This is a genomic window from Argonema antarcticum A004/B2, from assembly GCF_023333585.1.
GTDB classification, from domain to species: Bacteria; Cyanobacteriota; Cyanobacteriia; order Cyanobacteriales; family Aerosakkonemataceae; genus Argonema; species Argonema antarcticum.
In genome coordinates, this window is sequence record NZ_JAIQZN010000111.1 from 1 (window position 1) to 22175 (window position 22175).

Genomic DNA, 22175 nt, shown 5'->3' on the forward strand with positions numbered 1-22175 from the left:
AGCTGTAAAACCCTTACTTCGTGCGGGTTTTACAGCTTGTTGTCTCCCCCCCAGGTTGTATCCTAAACCGGCTCTTGCTAAAGTGTTTTTAGAGAGGCCAGAATTGCTCAAAGAGGTGTGGCAGGGGCTTGAGCGGATTTCTGATGAGGCGTTGATGGGTGAGGGGCGCGTGTATGGGGGTGGGTTGCATAAGCTGGAGCCGAGGGAATTGGGTAATGCTTTAGGAGAGAAGATTCTGGAGGTTTTACCTGAACTCTCATCGAATAATCTCGTAATCTAACGACCAAGTTAGCCTGCGCCGCATCGCGCTGGGACAACAGCTACAACTCATCAATTGTCACTAACCCACCTTCTGTAAACTGAATCACAAGTTCTTGCTCATTCAGCAAAGCTGTTCCAATCAGGGGCCGTCGTCCTGTTGCAAATACACGAACAGATCTTTCCTCACCATCCCAGAGTATAGTCGCTTCGTGAACCGTCACCAAGACTTCGCTATTATCTGCCAAATTCACAGGAAGATCGTATAAGAAGGGCAACCTTAATAGAGTGACTGCTTCGGGTGGCAAACACAGATAGTCGGTAAAGCCTGTGTCCACAACAAACTCAATTGGGAAAGTCGCTCCATTCGGAAGAAGAAATGTCAAAGCAACAATCGCGTGTCTATCGACCACGATACCGGAGATCACTTGCTGACACGCTCCATGACACCACCACCGAATGAAGCAGCGACATTGTAACCAATACAAATGCCAAAGAGTCGGGCATACGGGTGCTTCGCGCTCAGATTATGCGCTGCTTTTATCCCAGTTTTATCAACTTCATAGTCACCTGTCTCAATGTCGATGATGACCATTTTGCCAATGTTCTCTTCTGTCTCCACTTTTTGACGAATACTGCTTTCGTACAATTGCCTTGCACGTCGGGCAACCTCTTCACGGCTTAGCAGGATTGCTTGCATATTTGACTCTCGATCGCTACGCTATTTCTATAAACTCTTCTATGGTATCTCACAAGCAAATAGGATGAGTACTGCCCACTCTAACTACTTTAGCTGCTCACCAAGTCCGGGAGCCTCTGGTTTTGGACTTTAGATTTTATGCCGTCGCCGCTTTTCCTACAGTCAGGGTAATGGAATCCCTACTGTAGCTTAAGTAGGGAAAGTAAGCGCTATCTGGAGCAAGCATCGCTCTCCCTGGTATGCTCAGGAAAAGCGTCCTCCTTCCCCGTTTCTCTGCACCTATATGGGTCATAATTGTGGTAAGATCAAGAGCCAGACATTCATCTGTGTTAAGGTGTGAGGAAGTGATTCCAGAATTTGATGAAAACGGCAATCTACCACCAGGAGTACAATTTTGCGAATGGGAGGAGTTTAAGGAGAGATTTGGTACGAATTCTACGAGGCGGCAGATGATAGATGGTTTGGAACTGGCAATGACCCAATTAAAATCAGCAGGCTGTAGAACTATTTATATTGACGGTAGTTTTGTTACCAGTAAACCAAAACCTGGTGATTTTGATGCGTGTTGGGAACCGGAAGATGTGGATTACGATTATCTCCGAAAGAATGCCCCTAGATTACTAAATCATTTGGATCGTAGCGCACAGAAATCCAAATATAAAGGTGAAATTTTTCGTTCAGATCAACCTGTAGGAGATTACGGTTTAGCTTCCTTAGAATTCTTTCAGCGTGACAGAAAGTTAAATTATAAAGGCATTATTGCTATAGATTTATTGAGGTGGAAACCATGATAAAAAATGAAAAAGAGTATGAATACAGTCAAGAATGCGCTCGAAAATTTGAATATTCTATTAGAGCGTTAGACCAAGATGAGGAACTGAAGAAAACCGACCCCGATGGTTGGCAACTTTCTCGCGATGTCAAACAATCTCACCTGATGGCTTTACAAGCAGAAATTGCTGAATATGAAAGGCTTATTAATTGTGACAAAATTCAGCCAATTCAAATTAAAGTTGAGAGCATAAATAAGCTGTCAGATGCTTTAATTAAAGCTAGAATAGCAGCCAAAATCAGTCAGCAAGAATTAGCTCAAATACTAGGAATTGGAGAGCAGCGAGTTAGGCAGTATGAGGACACAGATTATCAATGTGCCAGTTTTGTAGAAATGCTCGAAGTTAGCACAGTTTTGGGCGTAGAATTTGAAATGGCTGTGATGCGGGTAGATTTTGAGGAAATAGAAGCTGTTAAACAAAGTGCAGAAAAATGGCGCAAGGAAAAAGTGAGTATGACTGCTAAAACATTATAAATGTTAGTGATTTGCCCTAAAAGTGGATTGTTAGGGGGTGCATCGCTATCTGGAGCAAGCATCGCTCTCCCTGGTATGATCGGGAAAAGCGTCCTCCTTCCCCGTTCCTCTGCACCTATATGGGTCGTCAGGATACTGGTAGAGGTAGACCTTTTCGATTTATCTTGAATCATTCAAGGGCGACGGCTACCAATGTTTATTTGATGCTGTATCCTAAACCCTCTCTTGCCAAAGTGCTTTTAGAGAAGGCAGAATTGCTGAAGGACGTTTGGCAGGCGCTCGATCGCATTTCTGATGAGGTGTTGATGGGTGAGGGGCGGGTATATAGGGGTGGGTTGCATAAGGTGGAACCGAGGGAACTGGGTAATGCAACTTATGTAGAATTGTTAAAGTTTTACCAAGTTGGTAAGCTGTTTGGCTATATTCATACTTACGGTTGCTGCTTAATATTTTACGCCCAAGGAGAATAAATAATGGACATTTTGGGAATAGCGCATGAAATTAATTATGAGCTAAGACATATTGGCAATCATTATGATTATATTTTAAGTCCTCAAAAAAAGGTTGATATTTTCAACAGTATTGTAACTTGTTTGACAAGTGAATATGCAGATGTAATTGAACTATCAATACGCAATTGTCGCAACCATCAAGAAATATTTAAATGGAGCTATGACTTAAGCGATAAAAAGTACCCTCAGCGAAAAGGTGAAGATATTCAAACAATTCTTATATCCCTCAAGAAAATTACACAAGAAGTCTACCTAAATTGTGACGTAAAATGGTCATCTCAGTTTTCACAATTAGACCCACGAGCCAAAGACAAGGCTCTCCGTAACACTATTTGGGACAAAAATTATACAGATCCTTCTAATTCAGATAAAAGTTTAGAAACTACCAGCTTAGAAGATCAATATGAAACATCACAAAAACTAAATGGAGCTAATATATATGCTGACTATAGTGTGATAGAGTATGAACTTTTGAAACTTGCTTCTGAAACAGAATTACTTGATAATACTACAGCAAAACAAATTACTGCTGATATAGGTGTTTATTTAAACGTTATATTAAAGGAGTGGAATGTTCACTTATTGAAGAGGATAAAATCGATATTATAAGTCAATGGAGATTTGAAGTTATTTCAAATAATCATCTGGCTCGTTCAGGAGAACTTTTCCCCCAAATAATAACTAAATATTACGATTGCCCTACGTCCTGTCTGAAAATACAGGTTCTCTTTAGTGAGGAATTTGAGAATATGGCTTTAAACCAAAAACAATTCTATATGAAAGATACAATTTTTGCAGAAAAAGGTTCTGTAACTTTAAAAAAAAAAGAGGTTGGCTGAATTATATAAAAAAATATTTAGTTAAAAAAGTTACTAGCTTTAAATATTTAGCGAATTTGTAGGTAAATAAAAATGAAAAGCCTTGTTATTTCCACATCATTATCGATTACAGGAGCTGATGTCTTATATGTAGGACAGCAAATTAACCTTGATTTACAAGCTTTGAGTAAAGCCTATCCGAAAATTATATCTTTAGACTATGCAGTAAAACTTTTCAACTCCTATACCACTTTTTTAATAAACAATGCTGTTTCTGATATAGGATTCAGCCTATATGATCCAGCTAACGAAAATCTCGTATATCACGAGTATCGATACAAAGTTGTTTTAGGTGTAGATGTCAGATCCGTAACAAAGGGAAACCGTCTTGGAACAGGAGGAAAACCCGTAGAAACAGTCTGGGTTCCTAGTTCAGCAGCGTTTACTCCTTGGGTTATATGGTCACCTACTATGTTGAATTTGTCAAAAGAACAACAAAGAAGTATTGTTAGTGGTACAAAATGGTTAATACCAGGAGAAGGTTCTACCTTTAAGGGTAAATACGAAGGAGGAATTTGGAGCAGCTTAGGGCTTTATGCTAGTGGTGATCTTGGAGTTGAGGGGCAAGTTTGGAAAATTTAAAAATTTTTGAATAATGTCTATTTTAACAACAAACTCAAATTTAAAATTATGAGCCATCTTCATTTATTTTTATACCTACCAGAACAAGTTTATCAGTTTATAAAACTGCCAGCCTCTTCAGTGATTGAAACGACTCTAACTATTTCATCTAATAAAGCGAGCCTGCCGACTTTAGTATCTGTAGAAAATATTATTAAAGAAATTAATGCTAAGGGATTTGAGCTAGAAAATAGCGATCAAATTAATAAGATATCCAGCTTAGTTAATAATTATTTAGTTACAAAACAAGCTATTTGGCAAGATCAATCTCTGGAGTTAAATGTTACACGAATATCATTACAAGATGAAAACTTTTACAAAGAAATTCAAGAATTTCGCAATTTAACTACTAATATGGTACGCCAAATTACTTACTTTGAAAATAAAAATGACTCTTACAACGTTAAGAACGTACAAGATAATGCTGTGAAAAAGTTGACAGAATTCGTACAAAGTCATCCGAATTGGTGGGATACTAAAACAGGAAAATTATTTAAATTTTTTGGCCAAACAGCTATTACTACTATCTGGCAAAGGTGTATTGGTACTGCCTTTGATACTTTGATTAGTAGCATTTTTTGAGTAATATCATTATGGAAAATTCAAACACAGACAAATTAATTATACGGAGGTTATAAAATGTCATCTTTATTTTGGATAATTTGTTGGGATTATGGCTTTTTTCCAATAACTAGCACAACAGAAGAAGCTATTATTGAAGCACTTCGGAAACAATTTATAGGGCAAAAGATAGGGATTAGCGATATAGGAAGATACTTAGAAAAAATACCCGTAATAATTGGAGGTGCAAAACAAAGCTTTTCTGCACATTTAGAGCGAGTCGATCCTCCTACTACTTTTACAGTTGACACCCACACTATTTTTCGGGTCAGTTCAGAAAAAGATTTTAATAAACCTTCGTTAGTTCAAGGAGATAGTATTTTGGAGCCTTTACCAACAGCCGAACTAGATGAACTTGTTACCTTTCAGATAACATTCAATCCTCAAAAGCTGGATTTTTACTACATGGAAATTTATAAATCGCTAGTCGGTATACCCAAGGAAGAGATACTTCTAGAAGTAATAAGTTTGTTAACTCCATTTGAAAAAAAAGAGAAGTGGAGTCAGCAATATTATCAAACTGTATTACCTGCTCTTCTGACTACTGCAAGCAAAGCCCCTGTAATTGTTTTTGGTGGAGATCCAGGTACTGGAAAAACAGCGTTAGCAACGAGTATGGGAGTGGCATTAGCGCAAAAGTTAGGTGAGAAAGTTCATTTTAAACACCTGGGGCTAATGATGCGTGGCATGGGATATCAGGGACGAGCTAGTAGCATGATTGTAAAACTATTTGAGCAAGTTAAAAAAGACTATATTAAACATAAAGAACCTATAATCCTTTTTTTTGATGAAGCTGAAGCTATTGTAGGTTCACGCGAACAAACTGATTCAAGTTCGGGAGCGCAAGAAAATTTAGCAATAGTCGATTCAATTATTATTGGTGTAGATAGTTTACGCAAGGGACTACAGGCACGAGTTGTTGCTTTGTTTGCTACAAACTTAACAAAGCGGATCGATCCAGCTTTGTTGCGGCGCAGTTACTATTATCAATTCAAAAGACCTGATGAAAAAGCACGTCAAATGCTATTTGAATCATCTTTACAAGGTATGAAATTCAATAAATATGATATAGATAGGCTAGTAGAAGCTACAAAACCCAAAACGATCGATGGTAAAGAAATAGCCTTTACGCCTTCTGACATAGTTGAATTAATAATTAGTCGTGCATTAAATGAAGCAATACAAGCCAATCAGCCTGTCAGCGTGGAATCTTTGTTAAGTTTTTGCCAAAAGACAACTCCTACAGGTGCTTTGTTATAATCTGTATACCGCTTCCTAAACATACTAATTCAGCTATTTGTAATTATGTAGCTGATAGTTATGTCATGGAAACTTTTAATGTTTCTCTTCAGTCCTTAAACTTCCGTTTTTCTGGTGGTTCTATCCAGACGAGACAGAAACCATAGCTAGTGCGACGGCCATCAAAAATTACATTAGAACTCTCAAGAGCTACATTTTTAGTGCAACTTTTATCGATCAGTTTCCCACTATTCCACTTCATCAAATTCCGAACTATTCTATAAGCGGGGTAGCATAGATGATAAAAATCCACTAGCCCCAATCTCTACGCAAACAATCCCGACACTGACACAATAAAACCAGGTAACAAAGGACTGGTTAAATTATCTTCTTTAAACAAAGTCATCGCTAATTTCAAAACCCCATTATCCCGGCGGTAAACCTCAACTTTTTGCTGTTGTCGGTCAAAAATCCAATATTCCCGCACGCCTTGAACTGAATATAATTTTAACTTTGATAGGCGATCGCGTTTTTCATTGTCCTCACCTGGAGACATCACCTCTACCACTAACTCCGGTGCCCCGCGCAAATGTCCCGATTCATCTAATATTTCTGCTAAACGCTCATTACTTACCCAAACCACATCAGGAATAACATTATCAGCATCCGTGAAGATAATACCGGGTACCTGGACAGACTTACCTAACTGCGTCTGTCTTGACCAAATAGTTAACTCAAAGCAAACATTATTAGTAACTTTTTGATGTTCCCAGTGGGCTGCTCTTGTCACGACTAATTCTCCTTCAAGGATCTCATAACGGTTGCCATTATCGGGTAAGAATTCTAAATCAGCGCTTATCCAACGGACTTTTTCTGTAGTAGACATAGCTTTAACTCCGCTCTGTTCTGTTTTGATTATAGTAGGAGTGCAATTAGTTCAGTCAAAACCCGCAAGGGGAGGCGCGATCGCTCTAACTTACCTTTTATTCAGGTATATGCGTTACAAAAGGAACAGCAACTACCTCGCCTTCTGTGTCTCCAACTTGTACTTTTAGCCCTTCGCCACCAGCCTTAGTACGGATATAGCAGAGTCCAAAGCTACCTTCATCGGTTTCGGTATAACTGGTAAGCTTGCCGACTTTTTCATCGCCCACCGTAATTAGGCTACCCGGTTCGGCTGGCGCTTTTAAGCGGATACCCCAAAGTTGTTGCTTCACACCCTTATAAGTATTCAATCTGGCAATAGTTTCTTGACCGATATAACAACCTTTACTAAAAGAAATCGTCTGCCACAATCCCGCCTCTAAAGGATTGTAATCTTCCGTTAATTCGCGATCGGGAACTGGGCGTCCTTGCTCGATTCTCAATTGCTCCCAAACGCTCGCTCCCATAGGTACTGCGCCTACTTCCACTAATTTACTCCACAGAAAAGCAGCACTCTCAGCAGGCGCAATCAGAGTGTATCCGGGTATTGCCAAACCGCTACCGACAGCAACGCGAACCCCCCCTTCCGTCCCCCCCGTCCACAGGGGGGAGACAGGAGAAGAAACAGGGGAGGAAACAGGAGAAGTCCCCCCCGTAGACGGGGGGGAAACAGGGGGGGTAAACAGCAATTGGTGACTACCGTAGGGTTGACCGATAATTGTCCCAGCGCCCAACTGTTCTAAAACGGCGTCACTTTTTGGGCCGAGCAAACTGAAAGTAACCGTATCATCAGTAACATCAGTTAATTTGACCTTATCGGCGAAAAAGATATATTGGTCTAGCCATTGCATCACTTTTTGGCGACGATTTGGCGAAACCAACAGCATTACCGCATCTTCCATAACATAGCCAGTCGCTAAGTCAATAGTCCGAGCGGTAGATGTTACAAAAACAGTATCGCAACCTTCTCCCGGCTTAAGTTGCTGGAAATCGTTGGTACTTTGATTGTGTAAAAATCGAAGTCGATCGTCATCAGAAACGAGAATTCTACCCCAGTGAGAGCGATCGCACAAAGCCACCCCCGACCGCGCAGCCCTTTTGGCAGCGAGATCGTTCCCAAAACTAACTGCGATCGATTCGCCAAACATTGCCCCAGCTACTGCCTGAATATCGTATAGTTCCTTAATCATCTCTATCTAATCCCCTCACTGGACAGGCAAATTCGTAAATACCTGCTCTACTATTGCCCTTGTCTTTGCTTCCAAACGATCCCAATCCACATCCCCACTTTCATCAATAAGACTGGTATCAATCTCCACTTCCTGGCTTTCCAGTTCGCTGTGTGTAGGTTTGTAATCCCGAAAACAGACTTGATAACAAAGTTCCCACAAATTTACGCTCATTTGCTGCTCTCCATGCTGCAAACAAAGCAGATAGCCGGGATAAGGAGTTTGCACTTCCTCATAAGTAGCCTTCCAGAGAGATTGCTCCAACTGTTTGCGAATATTATCGATTACGCGGAGATAAGCAGGTTGCATCAGTAGTTCAGCCTGCTGCCATGCAACCATATTAGTGATTTTGGGCTTCATCGGCATCAAGTAGTGAGAGCAATCCTTTGATTTTGACAATCCCACGGTAGAAGGAGTCTACTTAAAACCTTACCGCTAATTTCTAGGACGGGGTGGCTCAGGGACAAGCAGACGCTGTGGCTCAGGGACAGTCAGACGCTGTGGCTCACGGCGTAAGCGACGTGGTGGCTCAGGAATACGCTCCAACGAAGCTTTAAAAAAGTAAACCCGACCGCAATATTCTGAAGAGCTAGCACAGATGGTTTCTATAGAAACATTGCTGACATTGCCAACATTGAACAACAAAGAAGCCGTTTGTGCAGCCGTAACGCTACGAGTAGCTACCTGCCGCCCATCCAAGTATATATTTACGGTATTGGGAGGACTTGTCGTGTCGCTGTCAAGCATCCCAAATTCCAGCTGAAGCGTTTGGAATCGAGGTTCAGAATCTTCGGGCCTGATCCTACAGGTTACTGCCGCTGAGCCATTGCTAGGACTCAGTTTCATCAGACTTTTATAGACAGACCTGCCTATAGCTACATTTTCAGTATCTGGACGCCAGCGACCAGGGCCACTACCAACACAGGTAGTTCTTAACAGAGAAACAGGGTTCTGTATGCCCTGTACGACTTGAGTTCCTATAGTCGTCAGAGTCAAGGACAGCATTGCACTGGCTATAGCTTGACTGAGCAACTTGGTTTTTTGCATGAGTAGTTTTCCAAGTCAACAGGTAAAAATCCTTACTTATCATATCCAATTGGCTGCATCAGAATTGGTCGTTTTTCTAAATCTGAAGTTAATTATCCTCGAATCTGGGCTCTAGCCCAGATCTGGTTTGAATTGTGGAAGCCGCAGAGGGCCTCTAATCGGTGTGAGTGTAGTAGGGGTCTTCGCGCCTGATTAGATAAGTGCGATCGCGTCCTTCCTTTTTCGCCCGATATAGCGCTCTATCAGCCGCATCGATCAGCTTTTGAGGCGAAGATTCATTACCGGGGAAGGTACTACAAACCCCCAAACTCAGAGTAACGTATTTGGCGATCGGTGATTTGGCATGGGTAACCTCTAATGCTTTTACTCTTTTTCGGATTAATTCCGCAATGTAAAAGGCATCTTCCGATCTTGTATTTGGCAAAATTACCGCCAATTCTTCTCCACCGTAACGAGCTACCAAAGCACCCGGACGATTTACCGCCGCCTGGATCGCTTGAGCCACCTGCTGCAAACAGAAATCCCCTGCCAGATGTCCGTAAGTATCGTTGTAAAGTTTAAAGAAATCCACATCGCACAAAATCAAAGACAAAGGCGATCGGGTTTTCCCAAAAATGTCTTCACCAGATTGCTCCTGCCCCAAACGACGCCATTCTTGATTGAGGTAAGCATTAAACCGACGACGATTTGCCAGCTGAGTCAGGCTATCTAAAGTAGCAAGACGGCGCAATTTTTGATTTGCTACCTTCAGATCTTGATAAAGTTGCGCTTGTTGGATGGCGATTCCTACCTGCGTGACCAATTGCTGAAGTAGATTGATTTCTACCTGCTGCCACTGTCGCGGTCTAGAACATTGATGAGCAATCAGCAATCCCCACAATTCTTCTTTCTTAAGTATGGGAACCACCAAATTTGACTTAACTTGAAACTGAGCTAGTAAATCGATATAACACTGCTCCAAACCATCACTGTAAATATCTCTTGTGGCTCTAGCCCGACCTTCTCTATAATATTCTATGTGGCCTTCTGCAAAGCATGGATCTGTAATTGTCTGTTGTAAAATAGGCATCCATTGTGGGCTTACCGATTCTACAGCCACTATCCCGTCACCGCTTGATTTGAATTGATAAATAATTACCCGATCCGTTTGGAGAAAATGCCGCACTTCGTTGACTGTAGTATTGAGAATTTCCTCTAAGTTCAAAGATTGGCGGATACGCTCTTGCATTGTGGCAATTAGTCTCTCTCTCGCCATTTGCTGTTGCAAGCGCAAATTCTGTTCCCTCAGTTGCTTTTGCAGTTTCTGTACAGTCAAATGAGTCGTTACTCTAGCTAAAAGTTCTTCGGACTGGATAGGCTTAGTAATATAATCTACTGCTCCTACTTTAAACCCCCTCACTTGATCTTCTGTGTTGGAGAGTGCCGTCATAAAAATGACGGGTATGTTTTTAGTCGCTTCATTCTCTTTCAACCTACGGCAAGTTTCAAAACCGTCAATACCAGGCATGACTACATCCAATATAATGATGTCTGGCTGGGAATATTCAGCCTGGAAAATAGCTGTTTCACCATTGCTAGCTACCAATACGTTGAAGTTAGACTCGTTTAAAAAGCTACTCAAAAACTCCAAATTGCTGTAATTATCATCGATAATTAAGATAGTCCCTCTATTGAACTGCTCAAGGCTAAGCTCGATTTGGAATTGGGGATTGGGGATTTGAGGTTGGTCAATCATATCGCAAACTACCAATTGGGAATTGATAAAATTATTCCGTATTTGGCTTGCACGCTGAGTGATTGACTACCTTGAGCCTTTGTGAAAATTAAGTATAAATCTGGTGCTTGGAGACTCCGATCCTTTGTGAGGCTACTCCGATCGTGTTTGTGATGAACGTCACAGGTTCCCCTTTAAACTGCAAAGGTAGGGGCCAATACTGTTCGGATCTCGGATACTCTCCTGCAAGGAAAGAAGTCGGGGGACAGGATGAAGAACAGGGTTGTGGCGATCGCTCTTAACTCTCTTCATGCCCTGTGCTTTTGGCCCATACCTTGTCAGGTCAATTGTCACAACCACCTCAAAACCATTTAGCGATTTAGCGTCATGTAGCAATAAAGTTTCTACAGGCTAGTGGGGCGGGTATTTCCGAATTATTACGCTAATGTTCATTTTGAACAGTTCAAGGTTTGCGGATAGAAGACTGGGGGGTGACGGGGTGAGGAGTGCGATCGCACTTGTGTAAAGATGAGGGAATGTGGAGTGCGATCGCTGGAGTATAATTAAGTTAAAAAAGAGGTAGATATAATATAATGGAACATAAAATTTTAGTCCGTTCCCATGTTGGTTCAGATGGCATATTGCAAATAAAAGTACCAACAGAATTTAAAGATGCTGATTTAGAAGTGACAGTAACTATTCAACCTGTCACCCCAGCACCAAAGAAAACGCCAGAAGAGTTAGGCTATGCGCCTGGTTTTTTTGAAGAAGTAGTAGGCGGATGGGTAGGAGAACCTTTAGTACGAGAGGATCAAGGTGAGTATGAAACGCGGGAGGAATTAGCTTGACATATCTTTTAGATACTAATACCTGTGTCCGCCTTTTGAATAATAGTAACTTGCAGATAGCTCAGCGGATATCAAGAACGCCAGCATCAGATATTTATTTATGTACGGTTGTTCAGTTAGAGCTTTACTACGGAGCCTATAAAAGTTCACAACAAGAGGCTAATCTGGCTAAATTGGCTCGTTTATTTAATCAATTTTCGATTTTACCATTTGATGAACTCTCGGCTAAAATCGCGGGAAGAATTCGCGCTCAACTTGCTGCGTTGGGAACTCCGATCGGCCCTTATGACTTCCAGATTGCAGCGATCGCACTTGCAAATAACTTAATTTTAGTAACTCATAATACGGGTGAGTTTAGTCGAGTTCAAGGACTGCGGATAGAAGATTGGGAGGTGACGGGGTGAGGAGTGCGATCGCACTTGTGTAAAGATGTAGATGCTTCTTTCAGGATAGCTTTCGGATTTTGTAGATTGGGAGCGATCGCAGTTTATAATAAAGTTGAGGGAGAGTGGGAGCGACCGCAGTTTTATTAAATTTTGATAGCAAATTGTTTCAACAAAGGTGACAAATTACTCGTGACAAATTCAAAATACACAAAAACAGTTGAACAGCTACGCAAATCAGCTTCTATGTTTTGGCCCTCAGATTTGTCTGAGCAAGAAGCTGAACTTAGTATAATTCCGAAGCTTTTGGAAACTCAAGAAGAGTTTATTTCTATTCTTAGCGTAAAGGTTAATGATTTAAACGGTTTATTTCAAGTAGTTAATGCTGCTACTCTGTCAGCTAATATGTTTATTAAGCATTTAGTTGTATTGGCAGATTTTGGTGGAGAAAATCTCAAACGATTAAATAGTCAGTTTAATTTTTTATTTCCTTCTAAAGAGCTAGACTATATTTGGAAGGGAAAAAGTTGCTTATATCAATTTGAAGCTCTACCTGTAAAAGGTCAACTCAGCAATGAAAAACTTGGCATTGATGGCAAAAAGCTACTCAAAAAACAAACACTGTCTACACTACATAAAGATATTATAGCATTGCTTTTACTAGCCAGTAGTTCAAAGAAGCAAACCTCAGTCAATTTTTTGGCTAAATGCGAAATTGGTAATTACATTGGTGAGCCGGAAAAACTAGATAAATTCATTAAACAACGTTACATTTGGGTAAGTCGTATAACTTCTGGAGCTAAATCCAACACTTTAGGACAAATTGCTCAAAAATTTGTAAAAGACTACTTAGACAAACATTTAAATATTTCAGATATTAAGGTAGAACAAAGTGGTCATTTACCAGGTATCCGCCACACCGATGACGATGATAATCGCGCTACTTCATTTGATATAGTAATTTCCAAATTAAATAAGAAGTATGCAGCTATAGAAGTTAGCTTTCAAGTAACTACAAATAGTGTCATTGAGCGTAAAGCTGGACAAGCGAAATCTAGATTTGACCAAATTGAAAAAGCTGGTTATAAAATTGCCTATGTTATTGATGGAGCAGGTAACTTCGAGAGAGAAAGTGCGCTTAGAACAATATGCTCATATAGTCATTGCACAGTAGCATTTAGCGAAGGAAACTTGGATTTAATTTGTGAATTTATGCGTAATTATTTTAGTTATAATGAGGAATGATTATTGATGATAATTCTTCCTCATTATATCATTGTAAATTGAAGGAGAAAGCTTGTATGCAAAAACTTCGCTTTATTGACTTATTTTGCGGAATTGGCGGAATGCGACTCGGTTTTGAATATGCCGCTCATTCATTAAATTACCAAACAGAATGTGTATTGAGCAGCGAAATAAATCCAGATGCTCAGTTAGTTTATAAGCACAATTTCGGTCACACACCTTTAGGTGATATTCAGTTTATCGCCGAACTACCAGAGCATGACTTTTTACTGGCCGGTTTTCCCTGTCAATCTTTTTCTTATGCAGGTAAAAAAGCAGGTTTCGGCGATACCAGAGGAACACTATTTTTTGAAATTATGAGACTGGTTGATACTCACAAACCAAAAGCTCTAATTTTCGAGAATGTAAGAGGTCTTTATACCCACGAGCGCGGGCGAACGCTGGAAACTATTAAGCATGAAATTCAAAAAAGAGGTTACAGTTTCAACGTCTTTTTACTAAATAGTTCCAATTTTAATTTGCCTCAAAATCGTGTCCGAATTTACATTTTGGGAATTTTAGATGCCAAGCCGCAATTTGGATTAATTTCAGATCTAGGAGCCAAAGATTCTCATTCTTACAATTACGAGCAATTGTCTTTGTTTTATCCCCATAGAAAAAATGTCACTGTTGCCGATATACTGGAAGATAATCCAGATTCAAAATATGACTGTTCGCCGAATTTCGTCAAGGTTTTAAAACGTCTTGTTAAGGATGATTTCAGTAAGTTAAACGGTGTTCGACTTATTGATTACCGTGGCGGAAATTCGATTCATTCCTGGGAAATGGGATTGCGCGGTGAATGCAGTTCAGATGAAATTGAATTAATGAATCTATTTATCTTAAAAAGACGTAACAAAGAATTTGGTCGTCACCAAGATGGTAAATTATTAACTAGGGAACAAATTGCTAGCTTCTTCGCTCATTCTCAACTTGATGAAATTCTGGAATCTCTCGTTGCCAAAAAGTATTTGCAAATTGTCAATGGTAAGTATAAGCCTGTGTCGGGAAACTTTTCGTTTGAAGTTTATAAGTTTCTCGATCCAAATAAAATTTCTGTAACCATTGTTGCTAGCGATGCAAATAGATTAGGTGTTTATCATCAAAATAGAGTTCGCCGGATTACTCCCCGTGAAGCCGCACGATTACAAGGTTTTCCAGATAGTTTTATTCTTCATTCTGACGATGATAAAACATACTATCAAATGGGTAATAGCGTCAGTATAAATGTGGTTAAAGCTGTTGCTCAGGAAGTTATATCGAAGACTTTATACTACTATATGCAGTCAAAACAAAAAGTCAAGTTATAGACTGTTTGGGATCTCAACTGTGCCTCTAACGCTTCCACCAAGTTAAAATATTTTAGATATGGGGTGGGCGGGATGCCTGCCCAGCTTTGAGTTTATTTCTAATTTCTCATCTGGAAACAGACTGGACACTCAAATGACCCCAACAGCGATCGCTCAAGTTTATAGTTAAATTAAAACTGAGGCTTAACATACATCACCCATACCTCCTGTAATCGCACTGCATCATCATCAGAAATATGACCCAATTTATACAGCAATAAAGATTGCTCCAAACAATCCAATCTTGACAATCGCACTGTTGAAGCAACCCGCAAACCACTTGTCTGCCAGTCGTTAAGCGCGACATCAGTCTGACTGCGCGGTACAGTAGAGGTGACGGCTGCTGCCACAATATCCTGCCTATCCAACCAAAGTACAAGGATAGGACGCTTTTTAGATGCACTTCCATCCGTAAACCTAATTTCCGCCACCCAAAAATCACCCGCCTGGATAGTCATCATACAACCCCTCATCTTCAGGTGCGTAACTATTCAAAAATGCGTCATGGTTGCGGATGGTTTCAGGCATAGTATTGATTTTCTCAATAGTGATGATCCAATCACCTGCACCCAAGCTCTCAACTAAAGATGCTGGCAGATTTAACTTTTCACCTGCTTGGAGTTGTACTTGATAAGTTAACTTGATAAGTTCGCTTTTCATATTTCATTGTTGATAGTCTACAACTTGAAATCATCCTCACTCAAATCAGCTGCGGTAGGGACACGGCATCATTTAATATTTTGCATTATAGATGAATATTTATGCCGCCGTGTCCCTACAAAACCCCAGAAACCCGGTTTCTTCAAGAAACCGGGTTTCTCTGCACCTCACTCACCTGAAAAGCCCTGTAAAATATTTTAAATATGGGGTAAGCAAGACACCTACCCACTTTTGAGTTTATTACTAATTTCTCATCTGGAAACAGACTGGAGACTCAAATGGCCCCAACAGCGATCGCAACACCCACAAAAGAATCACCCCTTTTATTTGAGGGACTGACCTGGAGAGAGTTCAAAGCAGTTGAGCAATTGTTAGACCGTCCAGGCTATCGACTTTCTTTCTTAGAAGGAATTTTGGAGATACGACGAATGCCGGGAGAACCCCACGAAACTGTTAAAAAGAGGATTGCTGCATTGTTGGAGCTTTACCTGCTGATGGCAGGATTTGACTTTACTCCAACTGGCTCAATGACCCTGGAAAATGAAACCGCCGCCGTCAAGCGAGAGGCGGATGAATCTTATAAACTTGCTCCTGGTCGAGTGCGTCCCGATTTAGCGATCGAAATCGTGTTTTCCAGTGGCGGTATTAACAAGTTGGAAGCCTACAAGCGGCTGAAGATCAAGGAAGTGTGGTTCTGGGAAGATGGAGTGTTAGAAATTTATCACCTGCGGGGAGAAGGAAATGAATTTTATTATGAAAAAATTTCCAGTAGTGAAGAAGTGAAAGGAATCGATCTCGATTTGTTGTTGCGTTGCATCAATATGGTCAATCATGTTGATGCTATCAAGACTTTTCAACAAGCTTTTCCTACACAAAAAACCTCGACACAACACAGCTAAAACTAGGCAACAAAGGCGAACTCAATTCATCATCACCCATCAAGGTTTCCACCAATACCAACCGCGCATTTTCCCGCCGATAAACCTCGACTTTTTGTAACCTCCAATCAGCAATCCAATATTCCTCAACTCCCCGTGTAGAATAAAGTTTCAGTTTAGCTTCTTTATCTCGACGTACATTCTCTGTACCAGCAGATAAAACCTCTACTACCAACTCAGGCGCACCAGTCAAATGTCCCGCATCATCTAGTAAAATGGCTAATCTTTCATTGCTAATCCAAACTACGTCCGGTATTACATCGTCTGATTCGCTAAACACTATGCCGGGACTTACTACTGCCTCTCCTAAACCACTTGAGCTTGACCAACTCTCAAGTTCTATGCAGATATTCCCACAAGTTTGTTGATGATTCCAGTGGAAGGGTCTAGATGTAAACAAATCACCATCGATAATTTCGTAGCGTGTACCGACATTTTCCGGCAGGAATTCTAAATCTGTGCTATTCCAGCGAACTCCTTTAGTTGCGGCTTCACTCATGGCGGATATCCTTCTAAGCGATCGTAATTTCTAGGATAGCCTGTGAATAATTCCTACGCTTTCACTTGTTCCGAAATCCACGCCAAATAAGGCTCAGAACCAGCAACCAACGGCAAAGCAATAATTTCTGGCACTTCGTAAGAATGCAACTCTCGAATCTTTGCTTCCAGAATTTCAAATTTAGCCAGATCGGTTTTAATTAAAAGTTGCCACTCTTCTTCTTTATGCAGAACACCTTGCCAAGTGTAAATAGAATTAATTGGTATCAAACTGACGCAAGCGGCGAGTTTTGCTTCTACTAAATTTTGTGCGATCGCTTCCCCTTCCTCCCGCGTACCAGCCGTCACCAGTACCACACCATAGCGAACTGTTTCAGCACCGTTATCCATCACCTGCAACCGCCTTCCACTACACCGCCGTATCAGTTGTAACTAAGTAAAAATACTCTCTAGTTCCTCTTGGTAATACTGTACCTGTAAATTTGGCCCCCTCAATATTTGCCCCTGTCAATGTGGCATCTGTGAGGTTTGCATCAGTCAAGTCTGCCTGACTCAACCTTGTCCATTTCAAGTTGGCTTTTTCCAAGCAAGCTTTTGTCAGATTCGCGCCTGTCAAATCTGCCCCTGTCAAGTTTACCCCCCGCAGTACCCCTTCACTTAGATCCGCTGCCATCAGATTAGCTCCTTCCAAGTTAGCGCCACTCAGTTTTGCTTCGCTAATATTAACTCCATCTAACTCCACGCCACTCAAATCAAGTCCATTCAAAAATGCTCCGCTGAGATTGACACCATTTAATAAAGCGCCATACAGCATCGCCCCACTCAATCTAGCACCTTGTAGATTTGCCCAGTTAAGATTGGCTCCGCTGAGGTTAGATCCTCGTAGATTGATTCTTTGCAAATTAGCCCCGCAGAGATTCGCACCCCAAAGATTAGCGCCTCGGAAATTAGCACCGCTGAGATTAGCACCGCTCAATCTTGCTCCGGGTAGTTTTGATTTTACAAAAAAAGCACCGCTCAGCTGAGCTTTCATTAAATCTGCCTCGACCAGTTTGGCTTCGCCCAGTTTGGCAAATGTTAGATTCGCCCAGTTTAGTAACGCGCCACTCAGGTCTGACTTGGTTAAACAAGCACGACTGAAATTCGCTCCCCTTAGATTAGCGCCTGTAAGGTTTACACCTATTAGAGTAACTTCTGTTAAATCGGCTCCACTGAGATCGACCCCAGCAAAATTTCTGTTTCCCTCTTCATAAAGCTTTAGGATCTCGCTAACTTTCATATTCTCACTGCCTCTAGTTATTGAAAATTTGTCTCAAAAACTATCGAGGATAGTTTTTGAGAGAAGCGATACTTAAACCGCTTGAAAAAACAAAATAGCGGCTCGCATTGAGTAGCCAGTTTTAATTCTGGATGATCGAGAGAGGGCTAGTTTGGAATAAACTGCGATCTCTTAATAAAGATTTTACTATTTAAAAGTAGGCAATTCTAGCAGAGCGGGTAATTTATGTTACAAATATTTTCAATTATGAAAAGCAACTCTGTTGTGAAGTTCCTACACCTACCCATAGGGAGATGTAGACTTCTCAAGTATTACAAAGAATATGTATAACTTCCTTAGAGGTATCATCAGTGATATAGCAAAAGTCATTCATTCACTCATTCAAAAGTGAAATGCTTGCTGTGAATTGGTTCTGGCGTTTTAGGATGCCCTAACCGCCCTGGCGGTTGCTATAGAAGCAACTATGACTGGGATACCTTTTCGGCGTTTTATACTGGGGAATGCGTCCAGCCCCAGTCTCTTCAAGTTGAGAAAAAACGCAATCCGATGTGTGGTGTAGGGGCGTGGCCTACACCAAAGCACAGGTTATGCGATCGCTTCACCGTAGAGTAGTCTGTCTGTAGGCGCAGCCAGTCAGAAAACCGACCGGCTATTAGGTTTGAATCTAAGTTGTTGGCAACGAATAAACCTGACCATCTATTAACAGTCGCGTAATACCTTTAGCTTTCAAATAGGGAGAAGCCTTCTGGAGAATCTTGCCATCAGGAACCTTAATCACTCGCTGGGCGCGGTTGGAAAAACGGCGAGCTACTCTGTGGTTGTCAAAAACCGGCAGAGTCCTCTGCTGAACTTCCTCATTGGGGATCTGACCCAAGTCGCCAAAATCCTTTAGCGGTCGCGTGATTAATTCTGCCGCACGGTCTACCACCAAATAGCACGGTTTGGGAAAAGACGCCTCCGACAATGGCAAAACCCGAACTACGGCGTTGCTTGGCACCCGCCTTTTGGGGAGGATAATTTCCTCATCCAGGTCATCTTCATCGTCGGTGTAGTCTAAATCATCATCATCATCATCGCGATCGTCATCATCCAAATCTGCAAGATCGTCTTCAGTGTCTAGCAGATCTTCCCCCAGCATTTCTTTGATTCTGCTATTTGACCCACTGTATGGTTCATCCAGCAAATCGTCGTCCTTTGTAGCAGTGCTTGAGGCCCGAAGATCTAACCGTGGCGATGAAACTTTTTCTGACACTCTTAGATGTTCGCTTACAGAAGCAGATGTCGCGGAGGAACGCCGTCGCAGGCGTCTGTTGAGACCCGGCGATCCTTCTATTGCATCATCGGTGGCTTCGCGTTTCGGGTCTTCCACTACAGGCGCTTCCGGTTCAGAAACGGCTGTGTGCGGACGCATCGAACGTTTTTGCTGAATTAATATTTCGTAGTCATCAGGTGACAAAGTGCTTTTTAGCAAGCGACTAATAGTAGAGTGGCTCACATCATAGCGGCGAGCCAATGTTGAGGTTGTTTCTTCTGGATTTCTGTAGAGCTTAAGGATCTCAGATTTGTCAGCTTGAGTTAATTTTTTAGCGGTCATAAAGCTTAATTTCCAGGGCGTCTACGCCCACCACCAGTGCGGCGGGAACGGCTTGATGTATCGTATTCGAGGGCAGCTCCAATGGCAAACAGCACGCCACTAAATACCCAAAAGATTTCTGGTAAAGAGCCACTCTGGTAATTATCTATATTTCTTTCGGCCCATTTCAACCACATATCTGCGATGTAAAGTGACAAAGTTGCTCCTGCAATCATCCGCCAAGATTGGGAAAAACGGCCTCCCCAAAAGGCTAATAATAACATTGTGGCAAGAATTAACAGGGCAACATCGCAAACCACGTAAAACAGATTCAACCAAGGGACAAGAAACTTTAATTTATTGTCCAGTTCCTCAATCCAAGAAAATTTTGAGGCGGCTGGGGCTGGTTTAGCATTAGTAGCTGGTTTAGCTGTTCCTGTGGGCTTGGGTTTAGCAGTTGGCTGCACTGCTGGTGCTTTTAGGGCTGGCTTAGCCGTGGGGGAGGCAGGAGCGGTTGCCTGAGCAACGATCGAAGGTGGGGTTGCCGCCTCGGCTTTGTTGGAAAAGTCGGGGGGAGCAATCAAGTAGGCTAGGATAATCCCGATCGCGGCGATTCCCGCCACAATTCCCCACTGCCACTTCTCCAGATTTAGCCGCCTTGAAGAAACAGCTTGAATCATCCCCCAGCCAAGAGAAATATAAGTAGCGATGAAAAAGGGATCGGCAAGAGATATATCTGGCTCGATCTTTAAAGCCAACTCCCAATAGCCAAACAGCAAGTTCCCTATGAAATAAAACAGCATCCCCAGACCAAATCCCAGCCAGACATTCCGTCCGCTGACAATCTGAGGACTCCGCCAATTCCTAAAACACAGTAAAGCAGCTGACAGGTAAGCCATCTGTTCAAAAACATAAGTACCGATCAAGTACCAAACCGGACGATTGTCCCCTGTCGTGACGCTAAATATCAAAAAGAACAAAAGGGCCAGAACTGCCCAAGCAATTCCAGCTAGAACAATTGTCCGTACTGGCAAAAGAGTTTTAGGACTGGATGATTTATCCGTTGGGTTGCTCATAGGGGTTCATAGAGGGAATAGCTGGCGATGGAAAGCACGGGCGTCAATAAGCTTTTGACCGCTGCTGAGATCCGAAATTTCACCATTAGGAAGCTCTTTGTCTTGGCTATATACAAGTCATTAAAAACGATCCGATACATTTTCAACGCTATTGCCACAGCTTACCAAGGGGAGATTGATTCAACCATTCTGTAAACTGCGCCTGATCGGCGGCTGGCAGGTCTTGTAAGGTGTCCATAGCTCGACTGACAAAGCTTGAGTTCCCGAAATACTGTTTACCAAGACGATAAAGTTCCTGCAACAGGGTGATTATATGATGTTCTTCCCAGGGGGGAAGTTGGTTGGCACTCAGCGGATCTATTGTGAGTAGGTTTTTGACAGCTTGCGGCGAGTCTGCTTGTGGAAAGCGCCACTGTTGAAGTATTTCCGCGAGATTTTTTTCAAATAATCCAGCCTGTCTGCCTCCTAAGAGATCTTCTATGTCTATATAAACCCCTTGCAGCAGCAACAGACAGGCTTGGGTCAGAGCAATCGTTTTAGCATCACCAGGGACATCGCTAGTGAGCTGGTCTAAACGGATTTTGCCCCAGACGCTATATCGTTCCGGTTCCTCCAATAGGACACAGGCTTTCCCTCGGTTATCCGTCAGATCCCGCCAGAAGGCTTTGGCTTCTTCCTCTTGGTTCGCTCGGAACACACTGATTAAGCGAAACGTTTGCCCCTGGTAATTGAGAATGGGAATCTGCTGGTCCCGCTTTGGGTGCTGAACGCTAGTTATTTCAACATCCTGCCGTTTCAGAATAAACATGACACTGGCAATTGACTCCTGTCAGGACCTTCGGGTGCAGCTCTTGGCGTTGAGTGTAATTACGCCTGCGACACTCTTGATATGCAGAATGCTGGTTTACCAGGTGCGGCTGAACTGCGATCGCAAATTAATATCACACTATCTTATCCAAGGCTCATTCTCTTGGTTTTTAGTGTACATCTATCAGATGCCTATTCCACGCCAGCCCTCTGAAAAGTTTCCGATCTTAAATTCGATCGCCCTGTTGCACCACAAATCTTAGCAATTTTGATAATATAGGCAGACAGATGACAAGTGGGTGCGTAACTCAGGTGGATAGAGTAGCAGCCTTCTAAGCTGCGAGTCGCAGGTTCGAGTCCTGCCGCACCCGTTTAAGAAGAGGCTAGGGGTTAGGGACAAGGGGGACAAGGGGGACAAGGGGGACAAGGGG

General features: G+C 41.9%; 28 protein-coding genes, 1 tRNA gene and 1 pseudogene. 14 read left to right on the top strand and 16 right to left on the bottom strand.

The features are described 5' to 3' along the window. Positions 1–280, top strand: a pseudogene (locus LAY57_RS30350) (hypothetical protein); the annotation flags it as partial. 40 nt (positions 281–320) lie between these two features. Here the strand turns inward: LAY57_RS30350 and LAY57_RS30355 are convergent. Together LAY57_RS30355 and LAY57_RS30360 are read right to left on the bottom strand one after the other, a co-directional pair. Further along, positions 321–644, bottom strand: coding sequence for a clan AA aspartic protease (locus LAY57_RS30355; protein WP_249070916.1), 324 nt, complete (start codon positions 642–644; stop codon positions 321–323). A 38-nt stretch (positions 645–682) separates the two neighbouring features. Beyond that, positions 683–958, bottom strand: a complete 276-nt coding sequence (locus tag LAY57_RS30360; protein WP_249070917.1) for a hypothetical protein — start codon at positions 956–958, stop codon at positions 683–685. Between the two features lie 344 nt (positions 959–1302). On the opposite strand from LAY57_RS30360, the gene LAY57_RS30365 reads away from it, so the two are divergent. From LAY57_RS30365 to LAY57_RS30395, 7 genes are all read left to right on the top strand, one after another. Then, the gene (locus tag LAY57_RS30365; RefSeq protein ID WP_249070918.1) at positions 1303–1749 is read left to right on the top strand and encodes a DUF6932 family protein; all 447 of its coding nucleotides are present in this window, start codon (positions 1303–1305) and stop codon (positions 1747–1749) included. After that, positions 1746–2264 (top strand): helix-turn-helix domain-containing protein, encoded by a 519-nt coding sequence (locus LAY57_RS30370; protein WP_249070919.1) that lies wholly within the window; start codon positions 1746–1748, stop codon positions 2262–2264. The genes LAY57_RS30365 and LAY57_RS30370 overlap by 4 nt, the downstream gene beginning before the upstream one ends. Positions 2265–2383: 119 nt before the next feature. Further along, the gene (locus tag LAY57_RS30375; protein ID WP_249070920.1) at positions 2384–2734 is read left to right on the top strand and encodes a hypothetical protein; all 351 of its coding nucleotides are present in this window, start codon (positions 2384–2386) and stop codon (positions 2732–2734) included. 3 nt (positions 2735–2737) lie between these two features. Next, positions 2738–3385, top strand: coding sequence for a hypothetical protein (locus LAY57_RS30380; protein WP_249070921.1), 648 nt, complete (start codon positions 2738–2740; stop codon positions 3383–3385). A gap of 302 nt (positions 3386–3687) precedes the next feature. Then, complete coding sequence (locus tag LAY57_RS30385) at positions 3688–4236, top strand: hypothetical protein (RefSeq protein WP_249070922.1); 549 nt, start codon at positions 3688–3690, stop codon at positions 4234–4236. A gap of 48 nt (positions 4237–4284) precedes the next feature. Next, positions 4285–4857, top strand: a complete 573-nt coding sequence (locus tag LAY57_RS30390) for a hypothetical protein (protein WP_249070923.1) — start codon at positions 4285–4287, stop codon at positions 4855–4857. Positions 4858–4914: 57 nt separating this feature from the next. Further along, complete coding sequence (locus LAY57_RS30395) at positions 4915–6156, top strand: AAA family ATPase (protein WP_249070924.1); 1242 nt, start codon at positions 4915–4917, stop codon at positions 6154–6156. Positions 6157–6244: 88 nt separating this feature from the next. Here the strand turns inward: LAY57_RS30395 and LAY57_RS36695 are convergent, their stop codons facing one another. From LAY57_RS36695 to LAY57_RS30420, 6 genes are all read right to left on the bottom strand, one after another. Further along, positions 6245–6448: a DUF6753 family protein gene (locus LAY57_RS36695; RefSeq protein ID WP_420839156.1), complete on the bottom strand. Its 204-nt coding sequence runs from the start codon at positions 6446–6448 to the stop codon at positions 6245–6247. Positions 6449–6460: 12 nt separating this feature from the next. After that, complete coding sequence (locus LAY57_RS30400) at positions 6461–7021, bottom strand: Uma2 family endonuclease (RefSeq protein WP_249070925.1); 561 nt, start codon at positions 7019–7021, stop codon at positions 6461–6463. Between the two features lie 97 nt (positions 7022–7118). Then, positions 7119–8249 carry a CAF17-like 4Fe-4S cluster assembly/insertion protein YgfZ gene (gene ygfZ / locus LAY57_RS30405; RefSeq protein ID WP_249070926.1) on the bottom strand — a complete coding sequence of 377 codons (1131 nt, stop codon included), beginning with the start codon at positions 8247–8249 and terminating at the stop codon, positions 7119–7121. 15 nt (positions 8250–8264) lie between these two features. Then, positions 8265–8648 carry a hypothetical protein gene (locus tag LAY57_RS30410; protein ID WP_249070927.1) on the bottom strand — a complete coding sequence of 128 codons (384 nt, stop codon included), beginning with the start codon at positions 8646–8648 and terminating at the stop codon, positions 8265–8267. 75 nt (positions 8649–8723) lie between these two features. Further along, the gene (locus LAY57_RS30415) at positions 8724–9335 is read right to left on the bottom strand and encodes an early set domain-containing protein (RefSeq protein ID WP_249070928.1); all 612 of its coding nucleotides are present in this window, start codon (positions 9333–9335) and stop codon (positions 8724–8726) included. Positions 9336–9489: 154 nt separating this feature from the next. After that, on the bottom strand, positions 9490–11070 hold the full coding sequence (locus LAY57_RS30420; protein ID WP_249070929.1) for a diguanylate cyclase domain-containing protein: 1581 nt from the start codon (positions 11068–11070) through the stop codon (positions 9490–9492). Positions 11071–11642: 572 nt separating this feature from the next. Between LAY57_RS30420 and LAY57_RS30425 the strand changes: the two genes are divergently transcribed. The 4 genes from LAY57_RS30425 (at position 11643) to dcm (ending at position 14874) form a co-directional block, all read left to right on the top strand. Continuing rightward, positions 11643–11897, top strand: a complete 255-nt coding sequence (locus LAY57_RS30425) for a hypothetical protein (RefSeq protein ID WP_249070930.1) — start codon at positions 11643–11645, stop codon at positions 11895–11897. Next, positions 11894–12301, top strand: coding sequence for a type II toxin-antitoxin system tRNA(fMet)-specific endonuclease VapC (vapC, locus tag LAY57_RS30430; RefSeq protein WP_249070931.1), 408 nt, complete (start codon positions 11894–11896; stop codon positions 12299–12301). Before LAY57_RS30425 ends, vapC begins: the two co-directional genes overlap by 4 nt. 171 nt (positions 12302–12472) lie before the next feature. Continuing rightward, positions 12473–13525, top strand: a complete 1053-nt coding sequence (locus LAY57_RS30435; RefSeq protein WP_249070932.1) for a type 1 periplasmic-binding domain-containing protein — start codon at positions 12473–12475, stop codon at positions 13523–13525. A gap of 56 nt (positions 13526–13581) precedes the next feature. Beyond that, a complete protein-coding gene (gene dcm / locus LAY57_RS30440; protein ID WP_249070933.1) occupies positions 13582–14874 on the top strand; it encodes a DNA (cytosine-5-)-methyltransferase in 1293 nt (430 codons plus the stop codon). Between the two features lie 170 nt (positions 14875–15044). On the opposite strand, the gene LAY57_RS30445 is transcribed toward dcm, so the two are convergent. Together LAY57_RS30445 and LAY57_RS30450 are read right to left on the bottom strand one after the other, a co-directional pair. After that, on the bottom strand, positions 15045–15374 hold the full coding sequence (locus LAY57_RS30445) for a type II toxin-antitoxin system PemK/MazF family toxin (RefSeq protein ID WP_249070934.1): 330 nt from the start codon (positions 15372–15374) through the stop codon (positions 15045–15047). After that, entirely contained in the window at positions 15352–15573 is a 222-nt protein-coding gene (locus tag LAY57_RS30450; RefSeq protein ID WP_249070935.1) for a hypothetical protein, read from the bottom strand. The genes LAY57_RS30445 and LAY57_RS30450 overlap by 23 nt, the downstream gene beginning before the upstream one ends. Positions 15574–15851: 278 nt before the next feature. Here LAY57_RS30450 and LAY57_RS30455 point away from each other — a divergent pair, with 278 nt between their 5' ends. Beyond that, entirely contained in the window at positions 15852–16472 is a 621-nt protein-coding gene (locus LAY57_RS30455) for a Uma2 family endonuclease (protein WP_249070936.1), read from the top strand. On the opposite strand, the gene LAY57_RS30460 is transcribed toward LAY57_RS30455, so the two are convergent. From LAY57_RS30460 to LAY57_RS30485, 6 genes are all read right to left on the bottom strand, one after another. Beyond that, positions 16441–17010 carry a Uma2 family endonuclease gene (locus LAY57_RS30460; RefSeq protein ID WP_249070937.1) on the bottom strand — a complete coding sequence of 190 codons (570 nt, stop codon included), beginning with the start codon at positions 17008–17010 and terminating at the stop codon, positions 16441–16443. The two genes, LAY57_RS30455 and LAY57_RS30460, sit on opposite strands and share 32 nt — an antisense overlap. A 53-nt stretch (positions 17011–17063) precedes the next feature. Then, entirely contained in the window at positions 17064–17399 is a 336-nt protein-coding gene (cutA, locus tag LAY57_RS30465) for a divalent-cation tolerance protein CutA (RefSeq protein ID WP_249070938.1), read from the bottom strand. A 19-nt stretch (positions 17400–17418) separates the two neighbouring features. Continuing rightward, complete coding sequence (locus LAY57_RS30470) at positions 17419–18288, bottom strand: pentapeptide repeat-containing protein (RefSeq protein ID WP_249070939.1); 870 nt, start codon at positions 18286–18288, stop codon at positions 17419–17421. 664 nt (positions 18289–18952) lie between these two features. Continuing rightward, positions 18953–19882 carry a helix-turn-helix domain-containing protein gene (locus LAY57_RS30475; protein WP_249070940.1) on the bottom strand — a complete coding sequence of 310 codons (930 nt, stop codon included), beginning with the start codon at positions 19880–19882 and terminating at the stop codon, positions 18953–18955. Between the two features lie 5 nt (positions 19883–19887). After that, the gene (locus LAY57_RS30480; RefSeq protein WP_249070941.1) at positions 19888–20937 is read right to left on the bottom strand and encodes a hypothetical protein; all 1050 of its coding nucleotides are present in this window, start codon (positions 20935–20937) and stop codon (positions 19888–19890) included. A gap of 148 nt (positions 20938–21085) precedes the next feature. Then, positions 21086–21745 carry an Npun_F0813 family protein gene (locus LAY57_RS30485; protein WP_249070942.1) on the bottom strand — a complete coding sequence of 220 codons (660 nt, stop codon included), beginning with the start codon at positions 21743–21745 and terminating at the stop codon, positions 21086–21088. Between the two features lie 296 nt (positions 21746–22041). On the opposite strand from LAY57_RS30485, the gene LAY57_RS30490 reads away from it, so the two are divergent. Next, positions 22042–22115: transfer RNA gene (locus LAY57_RS30490), tRNA-Arg, on the top strand. Positions 22116–22175 lie beyond the last annotated feature (60 nt).

What these genes read in the sequence shown, in the direction of transcription:
- LAY57_RS30450 (WP_249070935.1), bottom strand. Translation starts at nt 15,573, where the DNA reads ATGAAAAGCGAACTTATCAAGTTAACTTATCAAGTACAACTCCAAGCA.
- LAY57_RS30385 (WP_249070922.1), top strand. Translation starts at nt 3,688, where the DNA reads ATGAAAAGCCTTGTTATTTCCACATCATTATCGATTACAGGAGCTGAT.
- LAY57_RS30445 (WP_249070934.1), bottom strand. Translation starts at nt 15,374, where the DNA reads ATGATGACTATCCAGGCGGGTGATTTTTGGGTGGCGGAAATTAGGTTT.
- LAY57_RS30410 (WP_249070927.1), bottom strand. Translation starts at nt 8,648, where the DNA reads ATGAAGCCCAAAATCACTAATATGGTTGCATGGCAGCAGGCTGAACTA.
- LAY57_RS30470 (WP_249070939.1), bottom strand. Translation starts at nt 18,288, where the DNA reads ATGAAAGTTAGCGAGATCCTAAAGCTTTATGAAGAGGGAAACAGAAAT.
- ygfZ (WP_249070926.1), bottom strand. Translation starts at nt 8,249, where the DNA reads ATGATTAAGGAACTATACGATATTCAGGCAGTAGCTGGGGCAATGTTT.
- LAY57_RS30480 (WP_249070941.1), bottom strand. Translation starts at nt 20,937, where the DNA reads ATGAGCAACCCAACGGATAAATCATCCAGTCCTAAAACTCTTTTGCCA.
- cutA (WP_249070938.1), bottom strand. Translation starts at nt 17,399, where the DNA reads ATGGATAACGGTGCTGAAACAGTTCGCTATGGTGTGGTACTGGTGACG.
- LAY57_RS30425 (WP_249070930.1), top strand. Translation starts at nt 11,643, where the DNA reads ATGGAACATAAAATTTTAGTCCGTTCCCATGTTGGTTCAGATGGCATA.
- LAY57_RS30415 (WP_249070928.1), bottom strand. Translation starts at nt 9,335, where the DNA reads ATGCAAAAAACCAAGTTGCTCAGTCAAGCTATAGCCAGTGCAATGCTG.
- LAY57_RS30395 (WP_249070924.1), top strand. Translation starts at nt 4,915, where the DNA reads ATGTCATCTTTATTTTGGATAATTTGTTGGGATTATGGCTTTTTTCCA.
- dcm (WP_249070933.1), top strand. Translation starts at nt 13,582, where the DNA reads ATGCAAAAACTTCGCTTTATTGACTTATTTTGCGGAATTGGCGGAATG.
- LAY57_RS30485 (WP_249070942.1), bottom strand. Translation starts at nt 21,745, where the DNA reads ATGTTTATTCTGAAACGGCAGGATGTTGAAATAACTAGCGTTCAGCAC.
- LAY57_RS30475 (WP_249070940.1), bottom strand. Translation starts at nt 19,882, where the DNA reads ATGACCGCTAAAAAATTAACTCAAGCTGACAAATCTGAGATCCTTAAG.
- LAY57_RS30420 (WP_249070929.1), bottom strand. Translation starts at nt 11,070, where the DNA reads ATGATTGACCAACCTCAAATCCCCAATCCCCAATTCCAAATCGAGCTT.
- LAY57_RS30360 (WP_249070917.1), bottom strand. Translation starts at nt 958, where the DNA reads ATGCAAGCAATCCTGCTAAGCCGTGAAGAGGTTGCCCGACGTGCAAGG.
- LAY57_RS30400 (WP_249070925.1), bottom strand. Translation starts at nt 7,021, where the DNA reads ATGTCTACTACAGAAAAAGTCCGTTGGATAAGCGCTGATTTAGAATTC.
- LAY57_RS30460 (WP_249070937.1), bottom strand. Translation starts at nt 17,010, where the DNA reads ATGAGTGAAGCCGCAACTAAAGGAGTTCGCTGGAATAGCACAGATTTA.
- LAY57_RS30380 (WP_249070921.1), top strand. Translation starts at nt 2,738, where the DNA reads ATGGACATTTTGGGAATAGCGCATGAAATTAATTATGAGCTAAGACAT.
- LAY57_RS30370 (WP_249070919.1), top strand. Translation starts at nt 1,746, where the DNA reads ATGATAAAAAATGAAAAAGAGTATGAATACAGTCAAGAATGCGCTCGA.
- LAY57_RS30390 (WP_249070923.1), top strand. Translation starts at nt 4,285, where the DNA reads ATGAGCCATCTTCATTTATTTTTATACCTACCAGAACAAGTTTATCAG.
- LAY57_RS30455 (WP_249070936.1), top strand. Translation starts at nt 15,852, where the DNA reads ATGGCCCCAACAGCGATCGCAACACCCACAAAAGAATCACCCCTTTTA.
- LAY57_RS30375 (WP_249070920.1), top strand. Translation starts at nt 2,384, where the DNA reads ATGGGTCGTCAGGATACTGGTAGAGGTAGACCTTTTCGATTTATCTTG.